Source organism: Nocardia sp. MH4, from assembly GCF_019266065.1.
Taxonomy (GTDB): Bacteria; Actinomycetota; Actinomycetes; order Mycobacteriales; family Mycobacteriaceae; genus Nocardia; species Nocardia canadensis.
In genome coordinates this window covers 1-9,300 of record NZ_LPNR01000022.1, presented here as the reverse complement: position 1 = coordinate 9,300, position 9,300 = coordinate 1, and the positions used below count along the sequence as shown (strand labels likewise).

Annotated in this window: 7 protein-coding genes; 4 read left to right on the top strand and 3 right to left on the bottom strand. The window is 71.9% G+C overall.

Going from position 1 to position 9,300, the window contains the following annotated elements; all coding sequences use genetic code 11:
* Positions 1-1,434 precede the first annotated feature (1,434 nt).
* Positions 1,435-2,379 carry a hypothetical protein gene (locus tag ATM97_RS00565; protein ID WP_218715926.1) on the top strand — a complete coding sequence of 315 codons (945 nt, stop codon included), beginning with the start codon at positions 1,435-1,437 and terminating at the stop codon, positions 2,377-2,379.
* A gap of 222 nt (positions 2,380-2,601) precedes the next feature.
* On the opposite strand, the gene ATM97_RS00560 is transcribed toward ATM97_RS00565, so the two are convergent.
* Genes ATM97_RS00560 through ATM97_RS00550 form a run of 3 tightly spaced genes read right to left on the bottom strand, consistent with a single transcriptional unit; the run spans position 2,602 to position 6,173 of the window.
* Positions 2,602-5,094 (bottom strand): ABC transporter permease, encoded by a 2,493-nt coding sequence (locus ATM97_RS00560; RefSeq protein ID WP_218715925.1) that lies wholly within the window; start codon positions 5,092-5,094, stop codon positions 2,602-2,604.
* The gene (locus tag ATM97_RS00555) at positions 5,091-5,813 is read right to left on the bottom strand and encodes an ABC transporter ATP-binding protein (protein ID WP_255586542.1); all 723 of its coding nucleotides are present in this window, start codon (positions 5,811-5,813) and stop codon (positions 5,091-5,093) included. Before ATM97_RS00555 ends, ATM97_RS00560 begins: the two co-directional genes overlap by 4 nt.
* Before the next feature lie 36 nt (positions 5,814-5,849).
* On the bottom strand, positions 5,850-6,173 hold the full coding sequence (locus tag ATM97_RS00550) for a hypothetical protein (protein ID WP_218715924.1): 324 nt from the start codon (positions 6,171-6,173) through the stop codon (positions 5,850-5,852).
* A 156-nt stretch (positions 6,174-6,329) separates the two neighbouring features.
* Here ATM97_RS00550 and ATM97_RS00545 point away from each other — a divergent pair, with 156 nt between their 5' ends.
* The 3 genes from ATM97_RS00545 to ATM97_RS00535 form a co-directional block, all read left to right on the top strand.
* On the top strand, positions 6,330-7,652 hold the full coding sequence (locus ATM97_RS00545; RefSeq protein WP_218715923.1) for a sensor histidine kinase: 1,323 nt from the start codon (positions 6,330-6,332) through the stop codon (positions 7,650-7,652).
* Positions 7,649-8,338, top strand: coding sequence for a response regulator transcription factor (locus ATM97_RS00540; protein WP_218715922.1), 690 nt, complete (start codon positions 7,649-7,651; stop codon positions 8,336-8,338). The genes ATM97_RS00545 and ATM97_RS00540 overlap by 4 nt, the downstream gene beginning before the upstream one ends.
* Positions 8,339-8,438: 100 nt before the next feature.
* On the top strand, positions 8,439-9,300 hold an 862-nt coding region (locus ATM97_RS00535; RefSeq protein WP_218715921.1), incomplete at its 3' end, for a serine/threonine-protein kinase.

The following is a 9,300-nucleotide window of genomic DNA, read 5'->3' as shown; positions in this document are numbered from 1 at the left end:
CCCGGTCCACCGCCCGCCGGATACGCCGCCCCGGCCGCACAGCCGCCGGTGGCGCAGCAGGGTGCCCAGCCGCCTGCTGTCGAGCCGCCCGTGGCGTACCCGGTGCCCAGCGGTCAGCCGGCACCGCAACCGCCGGTGGCGCAGCAGTCGCCGGCGCGACAGCAGAGTCCGCAGCCGCCTGGCGCGCCACAGTCGCCTGTGGCACCGCAGGTACCGGTGGTGCGGCAGGGTGCGCGGTCGCCTGCTGTCGAGCCGCCCGTGGCCTACCCGGCGCCTGGGGTTCAGCCGGCCCCGCAACCGCCTGTGGCGCCACAGCCGTCCGCTGCTGCGCCGCCTGTGGCCTACCCCGTGCCGGAGGTTCGGCAGGCCGCACATGAGCCAGTGGGGCAGCCCGGGTCTGCCGTTGGGTCCGACTTCCCGGCGGTCGATCCGCAGGCGGTGAGGTCCCCGGGCTCGCCCGCTCCGATCGCGAATCCCGTTGCCGAACGACCACACTCGTCCCAGCCGCCGACCGGGGCGATTCCTGCGGTGCCGCAGGCCCCCGCGATCCCGCCGACCGACGTACCGGCGCCCGGCCCGCGCCCGCAGGGGGGCTCGACCGGCGCGCAGTCGCCTGTGGCGGCAGGGCCGTCAGGTGGTGTGGGATCCGAGGGTGCTCGGATAACGCCCGGCGCAGAGAGCGATCTTCGGCCGCGGGAGGAGGGCCCGGACGGGTCGTCGGTTTCCGCTGTGCCCGGCGGCATCGCTGGTCCGGCAGCAGGGCTGTGGGCGGGCGATTCGGTGGCAGGCTCGGTAACCGGTGGTGGTGCGCCTTCGGCCGACGTAAAAGGCGGCAAGGCTGAGGGTTCCGGGTCCCGCGGGAGTGGTTCGGATGCCGATTCGGTGGTCACCGATGTGGTGCCGATGCCGGATACGGATCAGCTGGATGCCGCCAACGCGAGTGCGCTGACCGAGGTGACGTCGATTGCGCGACCAGCGGAGGAGGCTGGCCGCAGTGCGGAATCGTCCGGTGCTCCAGCCGATTCCGGTCACCCTGCAAGGGGTGTCGGTTCAGGCGTGGCGGCCGCTGAACCGGTACAGGGTGCGCAGGGGCCGCCGCACGCCGCGGCCGCTGTCCCGGCGGAGCCCGACGGTGACCGAGGTGCGGCATACGGATCGAACCCCGGGCGCAACGATTCGCCGCAGCGAGGCGTCGCGCCGAGTGATGCGACGGCAGCGGCCGGGGGGCCCTCGGCGGCCGAAGGCGTTGCGTCGGGTGGCGCACCGTCGGCGGAGGCGGGACGCTCGGTGTCCGTTGCTGACGGGTTCGGAACCACGGCTGGACCCGAACCAGGGCAACAGGATTCGCGCCGCCCAGGCGCGCCGTCGGACGAGAGCGCATCGCGGGCTCCGGCAGCCCACCCGGTCCCGGCCGCCGACGAACGGAACGCGGCTGTGGGGGCGGCCCTCGGGCAGGGAGAGCCGTCCCAGCACGGCCTCGCCACGGGTGGCGAGCCGGGATCGGTGATCGGCCCGCACGCGGGACAGGCCGGAGCGCAGGGCGGTGGTGTGCCGCAGGACTCGCCTCCGCCGGGGAGCTCGCCGCAGGCCGGGGGTGCGCTGGCGGGAACACCGCAAGGTGGTGGGGTGCCGGGTGGGCCGGCGATGGGGGCGCCGGGAATGCGCGGGCCGTGGGTGGGTCCGCGGCGGCCGGTGCCGCGGCGGATGTCGCGGGTGCACCGGTTGGGGTGGTTGTTGCTGGCGGCGTTGGTGTTCGCGCTGGTCGGGTTGTTGGTGGCGCTGGTTGTGGTGGTGTTGCCCGACGGGGACGAGGCTGCGGACGCGGCCGGAGGGACGGCGAAGGGTCCGTCGAGTTCGGTCGCGGCGGTGGGGGATTCGTTCGCGGCGAGCCGCCGGGTGTTTCCGACACTGGTGCCGCAGGGGTCCGTGGCGGAGGGGCCGGGGTATCGGGGTGCGCGGTGTGTCGCGGTGCGCGCGGTGAGTGAGCTGGAGTGGAAAGAACCCGCGCTGCAATGGAATCCGATCAGCGCGGGCTGGCAGTGCGAGCGGACCGACAACAATGCCGGGTCGGTGAGTTACCTGGTGCTGGAGTATCCGACGGCGGCCCAGGCGCGGTCGGTCGTGGAGGCGATGCCCGCCGCGGTGCGGTATCCGGGCACCAAAAACGGGGTGCCGTTCTCGTTGCGCCGGTGGGTGGTGCCCGACCAGGCCGGCGTCCGTACCCAGACCGCCCATCAGGTCATGAGTTTCCCCGACGACTCCACCCGCGCGAACTACCTGATCGCGGTGAGCCGCCGGGGCAGCAGCGGCGTGGCGGGCGCCCCACGCCCCACCGCCCAGGACGAGGTGATCGCCTGGTGGGAGGAAGTGCCACTGTGACGCCGAGGGTCGGTGGGAAAGCCGCACGGCCACAGCGTCACTCGATGTGCCGCACTGCGGAAGCGGGCTGGCACGAGTGCAGCCGGAATGCTGACCGGCGGGTGGTCACGGCCGACGGATATCCGTAGCTGACCCGCCCGAACCGGGCACGCATCGCCGTCCAGGGACGACCCTGCGTCGCGGCGTCACGCGGGAATCCGCGTGACGCCGCGACAGCACACCTCAGTCGACCGCCAGCGCCGCCACGATCGGCATCCTGGCCGCCCGGAAGGCGGGCGGGATGGACCCGAGCAGGGCCAGGCCGAGGGCGACGGCGCCGTAGACCACCAGCAGCGGGCTCGGCCGGTAGACGATGTCGATCGTCATCGCGTGCCCGATCGCCACGGTCGCCAGGTACTGCACGGCCGCGCCGACGACGAGTCCGATAGCGGCGCCGATGAAACCGATGCCCGCGGCCTCGGCCAGCACCGAGCGCAACAGGAATTTACGGTTGGTGCCCATGGCGCGCAGGACGCCGAGTTCGCGGCGCCGTTCCAGCACCGACAGCATCAGCGTGTTGAGCAGCGCCACCGTCGCCACCAGGACGACGATCCACAGGATCATGTTGCTCATGGCCGCGCCCTGCTGCACGCTCGACGAGATGGCGTCGACCATGTCCGCGCCGCTCTCGACATGGAGTTCCTGCGGCACCGCCGCGCGGACGCCGGCGCGCACCGCGGCCGGGTCGGCGCCGGGGGCGAACTTGATCGCCAGGATCGTCTCGCCGGGGCGCTGGTACCACTCCCGCATCTGATCCAGGTTCATCATCACCACGCCCGACACGGCGGTGAAATACGGAATCACCTGCAGCACCGGCACGTTGCGCTCGCCCGAGGGGGTCGGCATGGTGATCCGGTCGCCAACGGACAGCTGCATCGAGCGGGCCACGTCACGGGTGACGACGACGCCCTCGCCCCGACCCAGCTGGTCGATCACCGCCTTGTCGACCGCGCCGAGGCGGGCATCGTCGTAGCTGGGCGGGTAGCCCTGCAACATGACCCGTCCGCTGCCGACGGTCGCGAAGGCCATCTGGGCGGGCCGCACGTGCTCGACGCCCGGTACCGCGGCCACGCGCTCGGCGATGTCGGGCGGCAGCACCGGTCCGGTCGGGAACTGTTCCACCGGAGTGGGACTCACATAGAGGTCGGCGTCGCCGAGGCTCTGGAAGGAGTCGGTGGCGGAGTCGACCATATTGCCCGACGCGCCGCCGAGCGCGACGACGGCCGCGACACCGATCATGACCGTCATCGCGGTCGCCCAGACGCGGCGGGGGGCCCGCTCCAGGGTGGTCGCGCCGAGGGCGCCGGGCGCGCCGAACCAGCGCGCGATGCCCGCCGCGGCGCGCACGATCGGGCCGGTCGCGGCGAAACACAGCAGCACGGCCGCGGCGAAGGAGGTCGAGATCGAGGCGAGCGACACCCGGCCGAGATCGAGCGCGGCCAGGGTCACCGCCGCGCCGGCGAAGCCGAGGCCGCCGAGCAGGGCCGCCCAGCGCAGCGGCTTGCTCGACGACGCGCCGACGGTGGCCTCCACCGGGGCGAGCGCCTCGACGGGCGCGACCTTGTACACCTGCCGCGCCGCGATCGCCGCCGCCAGCACGGTGGCGATGACGCAGGCCGCGATGGCGACGGGCACCGCGTAATTCGGCACCATGAACTCGGTGCGGGCCTCCACCGACTGGACGATCGCCGCGGGCAGACGCCCGATCGCGAACCGGCCCATCGCCGCACCGACCGCGGCGCCGATGGCCCCGCCGATGAGTCCGAGCAGCGCCGCCTCGACGAGCAGATCGCGCACCATCGGCCCGCGCTGACTGCCGATCGCGCGCAGCAGCGACAGCGTCGGCCTGCGCTGGGCCACCGCCATGCTCATCGCGTTGTAGATCAGGAACGCCGAGACCATCAGCGCCGCCGCCGAGGACATCAGCGTGGAGTACCGCATGATCTGGATCGCGCCGCCCGCCTGCGCGGTCCGCAGGCTCGGCTCGGCGACCACCGCGCGGCCGTCGACCACCGCCGTGAGGTCGGCGCGCAGTTTCCCGATATCGGTGCCGGGCGCGGCGATGATCTGCACCGAGTCCAGCTTGTCGACCCGATCGAGCAGCAGCTGGGCCAGCGGCAGCGGGGCGGCGACCAGATGGCCGCCGTTGAGCCGGTTGCTCGCCTCGTCGTCGAGCACGCCCGCGACGGTCGCGCTGCCCCAGCCGATCGGGACGCTGTCGCCTTCCTTCAGCCCCATCGCTGCGCCGACCAGCACGCCCTTGGGAGTGGTGAGCAGCTTGTTCGTGTACTTCGACATCGGTGCGGCCAGATCGCTGCCCAGGGCGGCGATAGTGGCGTCGGCACCGATCAGCAGGGCCCGGTCAGGTCCGGCGCCGAGGGTGCTGCGCAGCATCGGAACCGCGGTGGTCACGCCGGGCGTCGCGGCGATCCGGGTGAGCAGCGACTGCTCGAACCCGGCGTCGGTGATGCCGGTGATCTCCAGGACGCCGTCGCCGGCCAGGCCCTGGGTGAGCTTGTCGACCGACCCGGTGACCGAGCCGGAGATGCTGAGCACGGCGACCAGCAGCGCCGCCGACACCGACATCACCGCCGTCGACATGAAGGTGCGGCCGGGATGGCGGACCAGCTCCCCGATGTTGAACAGCCGCAGGCGATCCCAGAACGCGGCGATCATGCGTCCACCCGGGCGGGCACGATGTCGTCGGCGTCGATGCGGCCGTCGTGCAGGGTGATCACCCGGTCGCAGTGCGCGACCGCGCCCATGTCGTGGGTCACCATCACCACCGAATTGCCCTGCGCGGTGATCTCGCTCAGCAGATCCAGGATCGACGCGCCGGTCTTGGAGTCCAGGTTGCCGGTGGGCTCGTCGGCCAGGATCAGCGGCGGATCCATGATCAGCGCGCGCGCCACCGCGACCCGCTGCATCTGCCCGCCGGACAGCTCCGCGGGCCGGTGCTGGGCGCGATCACCCAGACCGACGAGCTCGAGCAGTTCCAGTGCGCGCGGCTTGGCCTTGCGTAACCCGGTGCCGTCCAGCAGCTTCGGTACCGCCACGTTCTCCCAGGCCGACAGTGTCGGCAGCAGGTTGAAGAACTGGAAGACGAAACCCACCTGCTGCAGCCGGAACGCGGCCTGCGCGTCCTCGTCGAGATCGCCGATCTCGGTGCCGCGGAAGCGGATCGAGCCCTCGTCGGGGCGATCGAGCGCCCCGAGCAGATGCAGCAGGGTGCTCTTGCCCGAGCCGGAGGGCCCGATGATCGAGGTGAACTGGCCTGCCTCGATGCGCATGCTCACCTCGTCGAGCGCGCGCACCCGCTGATCGCCGACGTGGTACTGCTTGACCACCCGCGTCAGCTCCAGCATCGGCGGTTGCGGCGAATCGTTGTCCGGCATGTCGTGTCCCCCAGGGGTTTTCGGTTGTCGGGAAAGTCAGCGCGCGAAGGCGCGGGTACGGGTAGTCTGCACGGTCGCCGCGTGCGCGTCGAGAATTGCCCGGAGCGCGGGTTGCTCGGCGGCCAGTTCCAGATAGGCCTCGACCGCGGAATGTCCCTCGATCTCGGCCTGTTCGAGCTTGGCGCGCAGGTGATTGTTCCAGCGGTAGGTCAGGGCCTGCAGGAGTCCGTCGGTGCCGCCGAAGAGACGATCCACCTCGGGCAGCTCGGTGAACAGGGCGGGGCCGTTCGGGTCGATCGCTGCCCTGGCGAGCACGGTGTGCACGATCTCGGTGCGTCGATGCTGATCGGTCCAGGTCATGGGCTTCACCTTCCGTGAGCGGTACCGCCAACGCTACGGTCGCGCCGCCGCGGAAGCGTCGTGCCCGGGACCCGACTTCTTCTCCTACCCCGGTAGGAGACCGGGCCCGTTCACGGGACGATGACGGGCCGTGGACGCGACGGCTAGCCTTACCCCATGGAGGTGAGTCACGCCCTTCCCGCGAACCCGGCGGGGCTGCGCAGCCGCTGGCGGCGGCTCGCGGACCGGCCGCGGGACGGGGTGCGGCGCTTCCTCGACACGGTGCGCGAACGCATCGAGTCGCTGCCCTACGACTACCCGCCCGCCGTGATCATCGGCGCCGATGTGGCCCTGCTGGTGGTCACCGGCGCGGCCGTGATCCAGCGGCACTCCTACTTCCCGAGCCCGCTGCCCCTGATCGCGATGGCCACCGCCTTCCTGCCGATCCCGCTGTTCGCGATCTTCGGGGTGAAGCCGCACCCGGCGCTGCTGAAGGGCTCGGCGCTGCTGTCGACCGCGCTGTTCCTGGTGCAGCCGGTCAACGCCGATTTCGCGCCGTTCGTGCTGGTGATCGTCGCCGGAGAGGTGGCCGCGGTCGCCTCGCGCGGGATCACCGTCGGATTCACCGTGGTCGCGATCCTCGAACTGGTCGCGTTCGACCTCGCGGGCAATCTGCAGTGGGGCTCGGGGGAGCGGTTACAGGGGATGCCGATGTACGTCCTCGGCGTCATCCTCGGTGTCTTCGTCGGGGTACTGCTGCAATACCAGCGGCGCTTCCTCTATCAGGAACGTGAGAACCAGGCGATCCGCGCCGGTCAGGCCGCCGACGAGGAGCGACGCCGGATCGCGCGCGAGGTGCACGACGTGATCGCGCATTCGCTCTCGATCACGCTGCTGCACCTGACCGCGGCCCGCCACGCGCTGCAGACCGACGACGACGTCACCGAGGCGGTGGACGCCCTCGTCGACGCCGAACGGCTCGGCCGACAGGCCATGGCCGACATCCGGCGCACCGTCGGCATGCTCGACACCGGCCCCGCGCTGCGCACCCCCGAGCCCAGCGCCGCCGACATCGACGAACTCGTCGGCGACTTCCGCCGCGCCGGGCTCGCCGTCGACTACGACCGCAGCGGTGACCTGGCCGTCATCGAGGGCGCCGTCGGGCACGCGCTGTACCGGATCGGGCAGGAATCGCTGGCCAATGTCGCCAAACACGCGCCCGGCACCCCGGCGACGGTGTGCCTCGACGTCACCGCCGAGGCGGCCACCCTGGTGGTGACCAACGCGTTGCCGCTCGGCCCGCCGCCGCGTCGCGATGTCGGCATGGGTCTGCGTGGCATGCGCAAGCGCACCGAACTGCTCGGCGGGTCGATCAGCGCCGGCGCCGCCGACGACGGATGGACGGTGCGCGCGCGGTTCCCGCTCAAATCCAGCGCGTGCGCCACGATCACGGCCATGCTGCCCGGTCTGCTCAAGCCCAAGCCCCAGGAGGACATGTGACGGCCGCGGCGCCGACCGACAACCCGGTGACGGTACTGGTCGTCGACGACCAGGAACTGGTGCGCGGCGGGTTGCGCCGGATCCTGCGCAGGCGCGACGGCTTCACCGTCAGCGAGTGCGCCGACGGGGACGAGGTGGTGGCCGCCGTCGCCGCCGACCGTCCCGACGTGGTGCTGATGGACCTGCGGATGAAGCGGGTCGGCGGCATCGATGCGACACGGTTGCTGCGGGCCCGCCCGGACGCGCCGCCGGTCCTCGTCCTCACCACCTTCGACGACGACCAATTGCTCTCCGGCGCACTGCGCGCGGGCGCGGCCGGGTTCCTGCTCAAGGACTCACCCGCCGAGGACCTGATCCGCGCGGTGCGCACGGTGGCCGCGGGCGGCGCGTGGCTCGATCCGTCGGTCACCGGCCGGGTGCTCACCGCCTACCGGACCGTCAAACCGGCCGGGACCCGCACCGATCGCCGGCTCGGCGAACTCACCGCACGCGAGTACGAAGTGTTCGAACTGATCGGCCGAGGCCGGGTCAACAGCGAGATCGCCGCCGCGCTCGGCATCTCCGAAGTCACCGTGAAAAGCCACGTCGGACACATTTTCGGCAAGCTCGACCTGCGTGATCGCGCCGCCGCGATCGTGTTCGCGTTTGACCACGGCGTGGTGACACCGGGAGAATCCTCCTTCTGACGAGCAGGTCTTCGGGCATGCGAGAAGTGGGAGGCGGACGCTGGTGCAGGCACCTGGGTCACGGACGGGGAGCAGGTTCGGTCCGTACGAGTTGCGGTCGATGCTGGGCAAAGGCGGGATGGGCGAGGTCTACGAGGCCTACGACACCGGCAAGGACCGGGTAGTCGCCCTGAAGTTGCTGGCGGAGGAACTCGCCCAGGACCCCGCCTATCAGGTCCGGTTCCGCCGGGAGTCCCAGGCGGCGGCCAAGCTGGCCGAACCGCACGTCATCCCGATCCACGACTGGGGCGTGATCGACGGGGTGCTGTTCATCGACATGCGCCTGGTCCCCGGGACCGATCTGCGGACGGTGCTGCACACGGGCGGGCCGCTGAGTCCCGATCGCGCGGTCGCGGTGGTCGAGCAGATCGCCGCCGCCCTCGACGCCGCGCACGCCGGTGGCCTGGTGCATCGCGATGTGAAACCGGCCAACATCCTGGTGACCCCCGCCGACTTCGCCTACCTCGCCGACTTTGGCATCGCCCACACCGAGGGCGACAGTGCGGTGACCCAGGCCGGGATGGCCATGGGCTCCTACATCTATATGGCGCCGGAACGCTTCGACGTCGGGCCGATCTCGCATCGCGCCGACGTCTACTCGCTGGCCTGTGTGCTGCACGAATGCCTCACCGGCGCCTCGCCGTTCCCCGCCGCGAGCATGAGCGTGCTGATCCGCTCGCACCTGTCCGAGGCGCCGCCGCGCCCCAGCGAGATCCTGCCCGGCCTGCCCGTCACCCTCGACGAGGTCATCGCCCGCGGCATGGCCAAGGACCCGGCCGATCGCTACCCGAGCGCGGGCGCGCTCGCGGTCGCGGCCCGGGATGCCCTCGCCGCCGCGATGCTCCAGGGCGGTGCCCCGATGCGCGCGCCCGGCACGCGCGGTCCCGTCGGCAGTGGACACGGGCCCGCCGCGCCCTTCGGTG